This is a genomic window from Wolbachia endosymbiont (group A) of Apotomis capreana, assembly GCF_964027025.1.
GTDB lineage: Bacteria > Pseudomonadota > Alphaproteobacteria > Rickettsiales > Anaplasmataceae > Wolbachia > Wolbachia pipientis.
In genome coordinates, this window is the sequence record NZ_OZ034721.1 from 42,506 (window position 1) to 56,313 (window position 13,808).

Sequence of the window (13,808 nt, forward strand, 5' to 3'; positions counted from 1 at the left end):
TTTCTATCTTAACATAATTTATGGTCAAGCCTACAGTGCTGCCACTCCCATAAAGTAGTTCGTCCAATCTTAAATCTTGCTGCCACTGCTTCTCTGCTTTCTCCTTCGTCTAGCGCCTCCATTGCTTTTTTTCTTAAATCATAACTATATGCTGCTGGCATTCAACCTCCTTATCATTATCTATCCTTATCACATCCGGACTTCTATGAAAAGAGCTATAAATCGTGAAAAAGAACTGCTCATTAAGTGCTATTTGCTTAATAAATTTACTGACATTGGTATGGCTAAATTCGAAATGGCTACATGAATTTATCGTAAATTATTACCGTATAAGGTATGATGCGACAAAGCCATCCCAGTGTCAGCTACTCGGATGACACCGTCATAAAGGAACCAGTGTTAGCTACTTGGATGACAACCATTGTGCTTGAGGCAAAATTGACTATCACTTCTTTTTATAGAGCTTGCTCCAAACTTTGTTGTTAGTTAATACAAAAAACACTGTTAAAATTATAAAATACGCCACTACTTTTAATCCAAGCTTATGCCGGTGCTCTAATTCTGGCTCTGCCGCCCACTGTAAAAAATTTATCACATCATACGCCATATTTTCAACTGTGGCTTGCCTTGCACCATCATATTCCACCATTCCTTCAGAAAGTGGTGGCGCCATAGCTAATCTGCCTGTTGGAAAATACGAATTAAAATATAAATCATTTTCATCGTGTTCGCCGTTTTGATAGCCTGTTAACAATGAATAGACATAATTTGCACCATCATGCCTTGCTTTAATAATTAATGATAAGTCTGGTGGGACTGCACCATTGTTGCTTGCTGCAGCTGCTTCTTTTGTATCAAAAGGCGCAATAAAATAATCCGAAGGTACTCCAGGTCTGTCAAACATTTCACCCAAATCATTCGGACCATCTTTAACTTGATAAGAAGCTGCTATTTGTTTTACATCTTCTTCAGAAAAACCGACATCTTGCAAATTACGAAATGCTACCCTATTCATTGAATGACAAGCAGCACAGACTTCTTTATACACTTTATAGCCACGCTGAATTGACTCTCTATCGAAAGATCCGACAATTCCATCAAATTTCCAGTCTATTTTCTTATTTGGTGATGATTTAAATTCTTCTGCAGATATAAGACTAGATAGAAATAACACGCAGAAGATTGCAAATACATTAGATCCCATGCATAACCACTGTTTTAGTAAATTTCGAATTGATGTCATGCAAGTAGCTGACACTGGAATCCAGCTTATTTCATCACTGACATTATGGTTATCATGCACTCCTAGAATCTGTTGTCCATTGCATGATTTGTAAGTATTTTTATACCTGGATCCCAGTGTCAAGCACTGGGATGACAACGGAAGATAGTGGAATGACACTGTGTGTTGTATACAACGTTCATACAATTGTGTACATGATGCTGGAATCCATTTATTTTTTTTCTGGATCCCAGTGTCAAGCACTGGGATGACAAAAGAGGGCTCTGGGATGACAGAGAATTTTGTAAGAGATCTGCTTTGAATTGACATCACCTCATCTCCGGCACAGAATCACTTAAGGTTTTTGGTGGTTCTTTTGGCTTTTCATACTTACTAAGCAGTGGTAAAACTATCACAAAGTATGCAAAGTAATAAAGAGTAGATAGCCTACTCATAGTGATGTAAGGCTCTTTCACCTCTTGTCCTCCAAGCCAGGCAAGAAGTGCAAAATTTATTGCAAAAACCCAAAAAAATTTCTTGAATACCGGGCGATAAGCACCACTTTTAACTTTTGATCTATCAAGCCAAGGTAACAAAAACCACACTAAAATAGATGCAAACATGGTAAGCACACCAGTAAGTTTATCTGGAATTGAACGTAGCATTGCATAAAAAGGTAAAAAATACCACTCTGGCACTATATGTACCGGAGTGACCATAGAGTCAGCTTCTATATAATTGTCTGGATGTCCAAGATAATTAGGAGCATAGAAAACAAATGCGAACAAAACTACAAAAAATAGACCAAAAGTTATGCAATCCTTGACTATATAATAAGGATAGAGAGGAATGGTATCCTTATCTGATTTTACCTCCACTCCACTTGGGTTACCAGAGCCAAACCTATGCAGAGCTATCACATGAAGCATAGCTAAAGCAATAATAACAAAAGGCAGAAGATAATGCAGAGCGAAAAAACGGTTAAGAGTTGGATTATCAACGGAAAAACCACCCCATAACCATATAACTATTTTATTGCCAACTAAAGGTATAGCAGAAAATAAGTTGGTTATAACTGTTGCACCCCAGAAACTCATTTGTCCCCAGGGAAGAACATATCCCATAAAGGCAGTTGCCATCATTGCAAAAAATATAAATATACCAACAAACCACACCATCTCTCGTGGTCTCTTGTAAGATCCGTAATATAATCCACGCATTATATGAATATAAACTACCATAAAGAAAAGTGATGCTCCAACAGCGTGAGTGTAGCGTATTAACCACCCGTAATTCACATCCCGCATTATGCGCTCTACACTATTAAACGCATAATCAACATGCGGAGTGTAGTGCATAGCAAGAAATATACCTGTTATTATTTGTAAAATTAGCGCTATACCAGCCAAAGAGCCAAAGTTCCAAGCATAATTTAAGTTTTTTGGTACTTGATAAGAAGCGGTGTGTTTTAGAAAAGAAAATATAGGCAGTCTATATTCTATCCACCCTAATATGCCTTTTTCTTCTTTTATTACTTCTTTTTTGTTATCTTCCTGCATAACTTAAACCTTTCTGAACACATGTCCATTGCTACTTTTATCTTATTTTTTTATTGTAGCAACTTATCCTTTACGCACAAATAAAAACTTTAAAGCAATATTAATTACCTCTTCAGCAACCTGTCACGTGCTGCGTTTAACTTTTGTGCAAAATATTCCGAGCCTCCCTTATCTGGGTGAACTAATTTCATTAAATTTTGATATGCTTTATTGATTTCATTTTGACTTACCTCAGGATTTAATCCCAGTATTTTAAATGCTTTATCTTTGGACATGTTACTATTACTGGACTAGTATGATTTTGTCTTGTAAATTTATTCAACAACACTACTCTAACTATATAATGAAAAGTTATCTACAAAGTGTTTATGAAGATGGTATGAAAATCCAACTATCTAAAATCAACAAATATTTATTAGTTTTACTGATTACTGTCTCAGCATTTCTCATATCTGGGCAAGTATCCAGTTCAAGCAGTATCGAGAATGATTTTCAAGATTTACAAGAAAAATTACCATTATTGAAAGATCAGGATTTGTTATTTTTAGATCCAGCTTCAGCTTTAAATTATGGTGATAGGGCCGGTGAAAAAGTGTTAATGGTTATAGTTCACCATACTGAAACATCAACATTAAAAGGTACAAAAGATATGCTGAATGCTAGAGGATTGTCAGTTCATCTTATTGTCGATAGGGACGGCAGCGTTACCTTAATGGTTCCATTAGAGAAAGAAGCATGGCATGCTGGTATTAGTTATGCAAGAGTTAAGATAAATAGCAAGCTTGAAGAGCTGCAGAAGCTTAACAATTATTCTGTAGGTATTGAAATTGTAAACACAGGACTTGAGCCTTTTCCGGAAGAGCAAATGAGATCTGTTAAAGAGCTGATTTTATACCTTATGGAGCGTTTTAAAATTAAAAGGGATATGATATTTAGTCATTCTGAAATAGGAACTATAGTGCATGATCCAGAGCTTAGCTATACAATGCGTAAACCAGATCCACACAAATTGTTTGATTGGGAGTTATTAGAGAAAAATGGAATTGGATTGCACATAAGTGATAGAATAAACCCTAAAGATGCTAAACACAAAATGGGCAAAACATTGTATAAAGCAGGTGATAGAAATGAAGGTATTTTGAAATTAAAACAAAGGCTGAACAGATTTTTCTATAAGATAGAACCTTGGAATGATAAGAAAGGTAATGTAATTTTTCCTGATAATAATGCTGATTACTCAGATGAGTTTGATGAGAATTTTGTATGGGTTATTTATCAGTTTTCAATACATAATTTACCAAGAGAAATTAGAAAAGATCTACCTCTTAAACTAGAACAAGCAGATATATTTCCTGAATTCTTTAGTGAATATAGTCATGGCATTTCTTCTAGTTATCTAACCTTTAGTGAAAAAATTAAATCGACTCTACAACCATGTTTAAGCAAAGTAGATTATGAGAATTTATTATCTTCTCTTGCACAATATGAGAATAACATTTCTCCTGATGCATCTACCACTTTAATGTACAAAATTAAGTTATACTATGATTCTTATTTAAGATATCGCATATGGTCTTCACTCTATAAACCATTTAAGCTTAATGTATTGGAAGAGTTAGAGATTTTAAAGAGTGGAGTGTTATCTTTAAAATCACTAGATAGCTCTAAAGCTGCAGAAGTTTCCAGTTTAATTGATAGCTTTAAAGTAGATATTTCTTTAGAATTTCAGGGTTTTGAAAAACAGTGGTTTCAGGAGTTTAAGAATGCTTGGAGACAAGAATTTATACCTTCCCTGGAAGAACAGATAACATGGACTGCACTACATGAAGCAATATTGGAGTATTTAGAAAAAGCAAAGGAAGAAATTCGTTAAACGAAAACTTTTTTTAAGATCACTTTTTTAACAATTTATCACGTGCCGCATTTAGCTTTTGCGCAAAATATTCCGAGCCTCCCTTATCTGGGTGAACTAATTTCATTAAATTTTGATATGCTTTATTGATTTCATTTTGACTTGCCTCAGGATTCAGCCCCAGTATCTTTAATGCTTCATCCTTGGACATGTTATCACCAGTGTAATTTTCAGTACAACTTCTACTGCTATTAAATTCGTTCAAAAACTTACTCAATATAGAGTTCATCATGAAACTCATATTATTTTTTTTTGTCAGGAAAAGAAAAAATACAACAACGCTAGGCAAGACAAATGTAATTACTATGAATACTAAAAAAAGAAAAAAGATGAATGACATGTATATTTTTTTATCATTTTATGATTAAATAGTAACAATTATAATTGTCATGGTAAATAACATGTTCATCCAGATTGAAGAAACACCAAACCCAAATACGCTAAAATTCCTTCCTGGATTTGAAATTTTAAACGAAGGAGAAACGGCTGATTTTTCAAATGCAAATGAGATAAAAAATTCTAAACTAGCAGCAAATCTTTTTCAAATAGAACATGTGGTAAGAGTGTTTTTTGGTCATGATTTTATTTCAGTAACAAAATTGGGTGGAATTAATTGGGATACATTAAAAGTAGAAATTTTAACTACAATCATGGATCACTTTACTTCAGGTGGAAAAGCACTAGATAAAGAAGGAGTAAATGATAATAATATACCGGATGAAGAATTTTTCGATGAGAATGATATAGAAATTGTAAATAGAATAAAAGAATTGATGGAAAGTTATATCAAACCTGCAGTTGCTCAAGATGGTGGCGATATCAAATTTCGTGGCTATAAAGACGGGATAGTTTATGTTGAATTACAAGGAGCTTGCTCTGGGTGCCCAAGTGCTGCAATTACTTTAAAGCAAGGAGTGCAGAATATGCTGAGCTACCACATACCAGAGGTTGCGGGTATAGAGACTACACTATGACTAATCAAACAGTTAGAGGAACGAAAGACCTTCTATTTGATGAGTGGTATAAGTTTAAATACATTCAGCAAACAGCAAATAGAATCTCAAGTCTATACGGCTTTTTGCCCGCCCAAACTCCAATATTTGAGTGCACGGAGGTTTTTACAAAAACCTTAGGTGATAGCTCAGATATCATCACTAAAGAGATGTATAGCTTCAATGATAAAGGGGGAAAGAGCATAACTTTACGTCCTGAGTTCACTGCAGCGATTGTCAGGCTATTAATTGAAAAAAAACTGCAAACACCGATAAAATTATTTTCAACAGGGCCTGCATTTCGTTACGAAAGACCGCAAAAGGGAAGACAAAGGCAATTTCATCAGATAAATTTTGAGGTTTTTGGCATAGAAGATCCAAAAGCTGATATTGAATTGATATCACTCGCTCAGCACTTACTAACTGAATTTGGCATCAATAAAGATGTAAAGCTGGAAATCAACTCTTTAGGTGATGGTGAAACAATAACTAAATATAGAGAAGCTTTGATCTTGTACTTTACAAAGTATCAAAATGACCTATCAGAAGATAGCAAAAATAGGTTGATTAAAAATCCACTCAGAATACTGGATTCCAAGGATGAGAAAGATAAATCAATAATTTCTGATGCGCCTAAAATCAGCAATTATTATACGAAAGAGTCCTCAGATTTCTTTGAACAAATACTAAATGGATTAACAATTCTTGATATACCTTATACCGTAAACAATAAACTAGTTCGAGGTTTGGATTATTATTGCCACACAGTGTTTGAGTTTGTTACAGAGGATTTAGGTGCACAAGGGGCAGTTTTTGCCGGTGGAAGATACGATAATTTAGTATCTTCAGTAGGTGGAAAACACACTCCAGCAATAGGATTTGCAGGGGGTATTGAGCGCATAATGGAGTTAATCAATTATTCTCCGAAAGAAGAGCGACCTATTTACCTAATTCCAATCGGTAGAGAGGCTGAAAAACATGCTTTAACACTTGCAAATGAATTGCGCAGAAATGGTTTATATGTAATCTATGAATATAGCGGAACGCTCAGAACCCGAATGAAAAAAGCAAATCAAGCAAATGCTAAAGCTGCTTTAATCTTTGGCGATGAAGAATTGAGTAGTAAAACTTTAAAGATTAAAAACATGGATACAGGTGAAGAAAAAATAATTGCTCGCGATAACACAATAGAAAATATCTATTAGGAGCAATGCAAATGTTTTTCTCAGTCAGCTATAGAAGAAAATTCGTCTGCACAAGAATTTCTCATAGTATTCAATGTATCATAATCTGTAAAATCTAATTTTACCGGTGTAATAGTAATAAATCCTTCTTTTATTTTATTTATACTACCACTGCCTGAGTGCTCTCGAGACCAATTTAAGCTAAAAGAGCCATTCGAATTTTCAGTAAAAGTTAAATCCCCATCAATGTTATATTCACCTTGTTCAGCAAATTCTACTCCTTTTACTTTTTCCGTAGCAGGAAAATTTACACTCATCACTATGTTTTTAGGCCAACCAACCTTAACTAGCTTGGCAATAACCTTTGGTGCAAAAACCTTTGTATTGTGCCAGTCTATTTTATCATGATAAACTTGGCTTAGCGCAATAGAAGGTATAGACCTTGCAGCACCTTCCATTACAGCACCAATTGTTCCTGAATAACAAATATCGTCCCCGACATTTGATCCAATATTTACTCCGGACAATATTAAGTCTGGTTTTTTATTCATAACTTTATTTAGCGCAATAATGACACAATCTGCAGGAGTACCAGACACACTAAATTCCCTTTCACTATGTTGTTTTATTCCAATAGATTGTTTCACTGGATAATCAAGAGATCTTGCAGCTCCGCTTCTATCAGTATCTGGTGCCACTATCCATATTTCTGACGCAAAATTCCGTGCAATCTCTTTGAGTAATTTTATTCCTTCACTTCCAAAGCCATCATCGTTTGTTATCAATATTATCATATACAATACTCAGCTATACAGTTCCAAATTATGTAAACCACTGGCTGTAAATAAACTCATGAGGCTTTAAGTTTCTTTGCATAACTGTGGACTGTAACAAAGAACCTGCTGTAAATCAATGGATTTCTTGCCCAAGCCACAATTGTCATTCAATAGAAACAAAAAACTTACTTGACAAACTCCGCCAGCCCTCTTATCATGATAGTGAAGCTATTGTATTTGCTTTCGCCAATCTGCAGATTAAAAGGTAAGGATTACTTAATGTATCGGCGTCTTATGTTCAATTTTTTGCAGTATATAGATACTGTATGTCTTTACAAAACTTCATCTACATCTAGATTTTTATCTAAATAAGCTGAACGCGCTTATAAAGCGTTACAAGACATCAAAAAATGCCAATACTCGACAGAGATAGTAAAAGACTAGCTAACTCGGGGATTCTTTGTCTTTTTTTCTGCTTAGTAAATTTCTTAAACATTTGCAGCGTAGGTTAGTTGCAATTAAAAGCAGCTAAATCTTGCTTGTCAAGCGTTTAAAACATAAAAAACGCCAATATTTTAAAGCGGATAATAACCCCAGGGCTTCTTTTGCCTTTTTTTTCGTTTGGTAAATTTCTTAATATTTATAGCTAAACAACAACCGTCATCCCGCTACGTGTTAGCGGCTAAGAGATACCGCGGCGGCATGACCTCGTCATTCCCCTACGTGTTAGCGGGATCTAGAGATACCGTGATGGTATGACGGTTCGCGCGGTGGCATGACCTCGTCATCCCGCTACGTGTTAGCGGGATCTATGCTTTGAGATACCGCGAATGAATCGCGGTATGACGGTTCGCAGAGGCATGACGGTTCGTGGCAGCACGATAAGCTCGTCATCCCGCTACGTGTTAGTGGGATCTCTTGTTAGCGGATGAGATACCGCGAATGAATCGCGGTATGACGGTGTAGATGATGGTTAAGTAATTCGTCATCCCGCTGCTTGTTAGCGGGATCTCTTGTTAGCGGATGAGATACCGCGAATGAATCGCGGTATGACGGTGTAGATAGTATCCCGCTGCTTGTTAGCGGCTGAGATACCGCGAATGAATCGCGGTATGACGTGTTGAAACAATCCGATAAGGTAAGCCTCGTCATCCCGCTACGTGTTAGCGGGATCTAGAGATACCGCGGCGGTATGACGTGTTGCTTGGGTCAGCTATAGTATTTCTTAAAATTAATAATAAATTTCTTGGCTAGCAAGAAGCTGTAAATTTTTTTGCGAGACCTAAGCCGCTTTTGATATAGCTAAAGGTTTACTGATGATTTGTCTCATTCCACTACCTGCTGACTTACTTTCTGCTTAGCATATCCATCAAATCAGATTCTTTGAGTTTACTATGGTCAACTTTACTGAACTTATTTACCATAGAGCTCATTTGATTATACTGCTTAATTAGAAGATTAATGTCAGTTACAGTTGTTCCGGACCCCTTAGAAATTCTAAGTCTTCTTTTGCCATTTAAAATATCTGGATTTTGCCTTTCTTTTTCAGTCATTGAGTTTATGATGGCTATATATTTTTTCACTTTATTGTCATCTGGCACACTGCTACTTAGCTTTTTTGTAAATGAACTAGGAATGAATTTCATTATGTTGCTAATGCCATCCATTTTACTCAGAGTTTTTAACATTCCCACTAGGTCGTTTAGGTCGAATTTACCTTTTTTCACTTTCTTTTGTAACTTATCAATTTCTTCCTGACCAACAATCTCAGCAGCTTTTTCAACCAATGAGACAACATCACCCATGCTAAGTATTCTTTTTGCAATTCTATCTGGATAAAAATCATCGAGGTCACTTAATTTTTCACCACAAGCAATAAATTTAATTGGACAATCGGCGATCATTTTCATAGAAAGAGCAGCACCACCACGTGCATCACCATCAACACGGGTAAGAATAATGCCGGTTACACCTATTACCTCATTGAATGATTTGGCAATGTTGACCGCATCCTGGCCTATCATTGCGTCGGCTACTAAAATAACTTCTGCAGGTGAAGCTATTTCCTTTACGGCTTTCAACTCATTCATCATATTATTGTCAATATGAAGCCTGCCTGCAGTGTCTAGTATTAATACATCATAATTATCGTTCTTTGCTGCTGCCAGTGCCCTTTTTGTAATTGTAATGGGCTTCTCATCTATTACTACAGGTAAAGTTTGCACATCTATTTGTTTACCTAGCACTTCAAGTTGTTTCTGGGCAGCAGGCCTATAAATGTCTAAAGAGGCAAGCATCACTTTTTTCTTTTGCTTTTTTAGTTTTAAAGCAAGCTTTCCTGAGGTAGTTGTTTTACCTGCACCTTGTAAGCCCACCATCATAATCACAGCAGGGGGTTTAACTGCTAGATTTAAGTCACTTTTCTCTGATCCGAGAACTGCAACTAAATTATCCTGTACAATTTTAATTATCATTTGTGCTGGAGAAACACTTTTTATGACTTTTTCCCCAATCACTTTATCTTTAATGTCGTTGATGAATTTTTTTGCAACTTCAAGTGAAACGTCAGCTTCAATTAAGGCTATGCGTATTTCACGCATGGCAAGATTAAAATCATCTTCAGAAATGATTGACTTTCCTCTCAGTTTACTAAATACAGAATTTAAACTTTCAGTTAACGATTTAAACATAATAGCATTAGTAGAATACTCATTAAAAAGAGAGAAGAAGCTGAAACAAAACTCACTGAGTTATAACCCAGCACTTCTTTAAGTTTAGTAATATTATTAAAGTATAAACCAGTAAGTGGATTAGTCAAGTTTTGCACTACGCTGGCAAACATTTCTCTAGTTTTAGAGACTAACTGATTGAACAACAAGACAATATAGGATATGAAAGTTCTAAAAATCCAATCAACATCCATTTTAAAATTTACTCTCGGGTAAAATAACTTGCGTAAAGGAATAAACAATAAAGTGGTACATAGTAACAAATTAAATTGCGACAAAATATTTTTTGTGTTGTACACAAAATCGAAAATCGAAGGTTTATTGTAAATAGGTAAGTAAGGATTGCCAGCGATTACGCATATAAATGCTAAAATAATCATAGTCATTTTGCCTCCTCTCTCTGCTAAAGGTTTTGACTTACTTTTTGCAATAAATAAGTAATAAAGAAACTTTAGCCCCACGCTTAAATAAAGCAGCAAATTTAGAAGCTTATATAAATTTTTATACCCTTTTAAGGCAACAGTGTTCATTTCAATTTCAGCTGTGATATATGATTTACTGATAAATCCAACGGTTCCAGGAAATGCAGCCATTGTAAGTATTGCGATTATAGCACACATGCCTTCCACTGACATCAGTTTACCCACTCCATTAAAACTAATTGTTTTTGTTTGTGAAATAATCGAATTACTGACCACAAACAATAATGATTGATAAACAAGAGAGAAGATTATATGCAGTATCAAAATTGGTATTGCTTTTTCCGAAGGACTGAGCAAACTTCCTGCAATAATCAGCAAGCCCATTTGTCCTACAACGTTATAGCATAAAAATCTACGAATATTTTGCTCAAGAGAAGCAAATATAATGCTGTAAATTGCAGTGATGGCGCCTACAAGCGCTAACATTTCAGTACAATCTTGCCATAGGTTATAAGTGTGTAAAAGCATCACTAAAAAAGAGACTTTAGTGGTAAATAAAGAGAGATATGTGGTGCCATGTAGCGATGCAGCAGGATATGCATCAACAACCCAAAATGAAAAAGGAAAACAAGCGCAGTTTATCAATAAACCCAAAATTATCAGGTTAGTGCTTTGAAGTGCCAATCCTGCTATTAATATAACTCCAACGAAAAAGTGTACACAAGCGTACCTTATTGCAGGTCCACTATCTCTACAGCTAGCTGCGATAATAAAAAATGCACTGATGGTCATTAATTCACAGAATATTATAACCAATATCATATGTTCAGATAAAACTGCATAAAGTGAACTAATAGTGTAAGCAGCAAAAGATAGCATCTCTGAAAAAGTCAAATTTTGTGCTGGTAGAACAGCTAAAAATGCAACTGATAAAAAAGATATTAGTATGGTACGAAAAGATAAATCAAAATCTAGAATTGGGAGAGACCAATTTACTGCAATGCTCAAATTTTCAGGTAATTTTAGGACTATAACTATTAATACAGTCAGTAGAAGTAACAGTGACGATTTATAAAGTTGCACAATAATTAAAACCAATATGGTTTATGCTATCTCAATATATGAATAAAATCAATTTGCATATTAACCACTAATTAAACTAATTATCATATAATTATATCAGAGTTTAGAGGGTTATAGAGAAACCGGTCAGATTAGGTTTTTAATCTAATCTGACCGATAGCTTTAATAGTGAGGTAAGCTTTAATATAGCACTCCTAATTCATAACGCTACACTCGTGCATAATTTATTTTTAATTTGTGCACGAGCGTTAGTAAATTATTTACTTTTTGAAATAAAATTTGGCATCACTTTAATATTGAGACTTAGGTCTTGTCGACATAAAAAAATAGTGATATAGAGTACTCTTTATTAATAGGTAAAGAGAATGCTATATGATTTAAAAGATGAGCAATGGGAGAGAATAAAAAACAGTCTGCCAGGTAAGGAAGGAGATAGAGGAAGAAGCGCAAAAGATAACAGGAGATTCGTAGCTGCAATAATGTGGATAGGTAGAACAGGAGCAACATGGAGAGCATTGCCGGCTGAGTATGGAAAATGGTCAAGTGTACATAAACGTTTTATAAGGTGGGCAAAATCTGGTGTTTGGCAGATGATTTTCAACACATTAGCTGTTAATGGAGACACAGAGTGGCTCATGATAGACTCAACAATAATCAGGGCACATCAACATGCTGCTGGTGCAAGAAAAAAATGTGGAAACTGGTAGACAAGAACAAGAGCTGGGACGGTGCAAAGGAGGATTTTCAAGCAAATTACACGCTGCTTGTGATGCTTTGGGCAACCCACTGAGATTCTTTGTTACTGCAGGGCAAAGATCGGATTACGTAAAAGCTTTAGACCTGATAGAAGGCAAGAACATGGAGGCACTTATTGCCGATAAAGGGTATGACGCAAATTATATGATTGAGGCTGCAGAAGCTGTAAATGCTGAGCCAGTAATCCCACCGCGTTCCAACAGAAAAACACCAAGAGAATATGACAAAGAATTGTATAAAGAGAGAAACTTAATCGAAAGGATGTTCAACAAAATCAAGCACTTCCGCAGAGTTGCTACACGCTACGACAAATTGGCCATAGCTTTTCTGTCTTTTGTTCACATTGCTGGCATTTATCTTTGGTTAAAATAAATGTCGACACTGCCTAGTGGATCGCCTAAACCATGCTCTATTTTTATTTTAAAAAATCCAAGCCTCTCGCAAAATTTCTGAAAACACTCTTTTATAACGTCAAACAAGTTTTTATCACCTATATTATAGTCCTTCAGTCTCTTAGGAACAGTAAGTGACAATTTACCATCTTCATATGTTACATTTTTATCACCTTGAGACTTAAGTGTGAATTCTAGCGAGCTATCCAATTTACATAATTCTTCTTCCAGTTCTGCAAAAGTGCGAACTGCAATTTTTTCTTCAATTCTGATTGCCGCATGACTTGGATCACTACAATTAATATGTGTTACATGATTAGACTGAAACAATAACCCATATGTTTCAGCTAAATGAAGGATAGGTCCTCCTTTACCATACAATGCACCCACATAAGCAGCCTGGTTACAATTAGTGATTAGTTCTTCTAGAATAGAATCATTTGGAACTTCTGCTTCAGCATATTCAAATAGCTCTGTAAAAACTTGTTTTACAAATTGGCGGTACTTATTTTTGTCATTTGAAATGAGGTTGGTATGTTTATTATATAATTCATCAACAAGCTCTTTTGTTATAACTTTGTTCTGAATAACAAGTTTCATTCTTGGAAGATCTACGTACATAGTTGCACCAGAATTCGCTTCAGCATCATCTTTACCAGCCCTCAACCTGCTAAAACCAAACTTTTCTGCTTGAGCTCTTAGTGTAACTATTGGATTTTCCTTTTCTTTTGGTGTAGAGCTGTTCATCATTAATACCTTGATATAGACTGCTAATGGTATA

General features: G+C 35.3%; 11 protein-coding genes and 2 pseudogenes. 4 read left to right on the plus strand and 9 right to left on the minus strand.

Annotated elements, in window-relative coordinates; translation table 11 throughout:
- Positions 1–38: 38 nt before the first annotated feature.
- The 4 genes and pseudogenes from AAGD50_RS00215 to AAGD50_RS00230 all read right to left on the minus strand — a co-directional run.
- Positions 39–161: pseudogene (locus AAGD50_RS00215) on the minus strand (IS630 transposase-related protein); the annotation flags it as partial.
- A gap of 284 nt (positions 162–445) precedes the next feature.
- Entirely contained in the window at positions 446–1,204 is a 759-nt protein-coding gene (locus tag AAGD50_RS00220; RefSeq protein ID WP_264724240.1) for a cytochrome c1, read from the minus strand.
- A gap of 347 nt (positions 1,205–1,551) precedes the next feature.
- Positions 1,552–2,781 carry a cytochrome b gene (locus AAGD50_RS00225; RefSeq protein ID WP_264723950.1) on the minus strand — a complete coding sequence of 410 codons (1,230 nt, stop codon included), beginning with the start codon at positions 2,779–2,781 and terminating at the stop codon, positions 1,552–1,554.
- Positions 2,782–2,885: 104 nt separating this feature from the next.
- Entirely contained in the window at positions 2,886–3,056 is a 171-nt protein-coding gene (locus AAGD50_RS00230) for a DnaJ domain-containing protein (RefSeq protein WP_264723951.1), read from the minus strand.
- A gap of 68 nt (positions 3,057–3,124) precedes the next feature.
- On the opposite strand from AAGD50_RS00230, the gene AAGD50_RS00235 reads away from it, so the two are divergent.
- The gene (locus AAGD50_RS00235; protein WP_265041081.1) at positions 3,125–4,654 is read left to right on the plus strand and encodes an N-acetylmuramoyl-L-alanine amidase; all 1,530 of its coding nucleotides are present in this window, start codon (positions 3,125–3,127) and stop codon (positions 4,652–4,654) included.
- A 19-nt stretch (positions 4,655–4,673) separates the two neighbouring features.
- Here AAGD50_RS00235 and AAGD50_RS00240 read toward each other — a convergent pair whose 3' ends face one another.
- Positions 4,674–4,934, minus strand: a complete 261-nt coding sequence (locus tag AAGD50_RS00240; protein ID WP_264723953.1) for a J domain-containing protein — start codon at positions 4,932–4,934, stop codon at positions 4,674–4,676.
- Positions 4,935–5,094: 160 nt separating this feature from the next.
- On the opposite strand from AAGD50_RS00240, the gene AAGD50_RS00245 reads away from it, so the two are divergent.
- On the plus strand, positions 5,095–5,667 hold the full coding sequence (locus tag AAGD50_RS00245; protein WP_264723955.1) for a NifU family protein: 573 nt from the start codon (positions 5,095–5,097) through the stop codon (positions 5,665–5,667).
- Positions 5,664–6,890, plus strand: coding sequence for a histidine--tRNA ligase (gene hisS, locus AAGD50_RS00250; protein ID WP_264723957.1), 1,227 nt, complete (start codon positions 5,664–5,666; stop codon positions 6,888–6,890). Before AAGD50_RS00245 ends, hisS begins: the two co-directional genes overlap by 4 nt.
- Before the next feature lie 20 nt (positions 6,891–6,910).
- On the opposite strand, the gene surE is transcribed toward hisS, so the two are convergent.
- The 3 genes from surE to AAGD50_RS00265 form a co-directional block, all read right to left on the minus strand.
- Positions 6,911–7,663: a 5'/3'-nucleotidase SurE gene (gene surE / locus AAGD50_RS00255; RefSeq protein WP_264723958.1), complete on the minus strand. Its 753-nt coding sequence runs from the start codon at positions 7,661–7,663 to the stop codon at positions 6,911–6,913.
- 1,328 nt (positions 7,664–8,991) lie between these two features.
- Positions 8,992–10,335, minus strand: a complete 1,344-nt coding sequence (gene ffh / locus AAGD50_RS00260) for a signal recognition particle protein (protein ID WP_151808007.1) — start codon at positions 10,333–10,335, stop codon at positions 8,992–8,994.
- Positions 10,320–11,879 carry a proton-conducting transporter membrane subunit gene (locus AAGD50_RS00265; RefSeq protein ID WP_264723959.1) on the minus strand — a complete coding sequence of 520 codons (1,560 nt, stop codon included), beginning with the start codon at positions 11,877–11,879 and terminating at the stop codon, positions 10,320–10,322. The genes ffh and AAGD50_RS00265 overlap by 16 nt, the downstream gene beginning before the upstream one ends.
- A gap of 365 nt (positions 11,880–12,244) precedes the next feature.
- Here AAGD50_RS00265 and AAGD50_RS00270 point away from each other — a divergent pair.
- A pseudogene (locus tag AAGD50_RS00270) lies at positions 12,245–13,007 on the plus strand (IS5 family transposase).
- Here the strand turns inward: AAGD50_RS00270 and AAGD50_RS00275 are convergent.
- The gene (locus AAGD50_RS00275; RefSeq protein ID WP_264723960.1) at positions 12,989–13,774 is read right to left on the minus strand and encodes a hypothetical protein; all 786 of its coding nucleotides are present in this window, start codon (positions 13,772–13,774) and stop codon (positions 12,989–12,991) included. The pseudogene AAGD50_RS00270 and the gene AAGD50_RS00275 overlap by 19 nt on opposite strands.
- Between the last annotated feature and the right edge of the window lie 34 nt (positions 13,775–13,808).

Bases quoted from the DNA above. Each gene is read 5' to 3' on its own strand.
- AAGD50_RS00245 (WP_264723955.1), top strand. From the start codon at position 5,095: ATGTTCATCCAGATTGAAGAAACACCAAACCCAAATACGCTAAAATTC.
- AAGD50_RS00235 (WP_265041081.1), top strand. From the start codon at position 3,125: ATGAAAAGTTATCTACAAAGTGTTTATGAAGATGGTATGAAAATCCAA.
- hisS (WP_264723957.1), top strand. From the start codon at position 5,664: ATGACTAATCAAACAGTTAGAGGAACGAAAGACCTTCTATTTGATGAG.
- surE (WP_264723958.1), bottom strand. From the start codon at position 7,663: ATGATAATATTGATAACAAACGATGATGGCTTTGGAAGTGAAGGAATA.
- AAGD50_RS00230 (WP_264723951.1), bottom strand. From the start codon at position 3,056: ATGTCCAAAGATAAAGCATTTAAAATACTGGGATTAAATCCTGAGGTA.
- AAGD50_RS00240 (WP_264723953.1), bottom strand. From the start codon at position 4,934: ATGAGTTTCATGATGAACTCTATATTGAGTAAGTTTTTGAACGAATTT.
- AAGD50_RS00275 (WP_264723960.1), bottom strand. From the start codon at position 13,774: ATGAACAGCTCTACACCAAAAGAAAAGGAAAATCCAATAGTTACACTA.
- ffh (WP_151808007.1), bottom strand. From the start codon at position 10,335: ATGTTTAAATCGTTAACTGAAAGTTTAAATTCTGTATTTAGTAAACTG.
- AAGD50_RS00220 (WP_264724240.1), bottom strand. From the start codon at position 1,204: ATGGGATCTAATGTATTTGCAATCTTCTGCGTGTTATTTCTATCTAGT.
- AAGD50_RS00225 (WP_264723950.1), bottom strand. From the start codon at position 2,781: ATGCAGGAAGATAACAAAAAAGAAGTAATAAAAGAAGAAAAAGGCATA.